This window comes from Streptomyces ipomoeae 91-03 (assembly GCF_000317595.1).
Taxonomy (GTDB): domain Bacteria; phylum Actinomycetota; class Actinomycetes; order Streptomycetales; family Streptomycetaceae; genus Streptomyces; species Streptomyces ipomoeae.
Map to the genome: position 1 here is coordinate 1 of NZ_AEJC01000683.1, position 235 is coordinate 235.

Below are 235 nucleotides of genomic sequence, written 5' to 3' on the forward strand. Positions count from 1 at the left end.
CCTGCGGCTTGCCGCGGTCGCCGGCACCGCCATGATGGCGCTGATGTGGATCGCGGAGTGGCCGCCGGCCCAACACCTGTCCGACGGGTCGGCGAGCATGTCGACCAACCCGTTCTCCGACTACCACCTCATCTACGCCATCGTCCTCATCGCCCTCGCGGCCGCGGGTGCCGGCGCCACCTGGGGTCTGGGCAGGGCCTGGGCGCGGCTGCCCTTCGTCAGCCGCAACCGCTGG

At 72.3% G+C, this 235-nt stretch carries 1 pseudogene; it reads left to right on the forward strand.

Going from position 1 to position 235, the window contains the following annotated elements:
* A pseudogene (locus STRIP9103_RS44780) lies at window positions 1-235 on the forward strand (hypothetical protein); the annotation flags it as partial.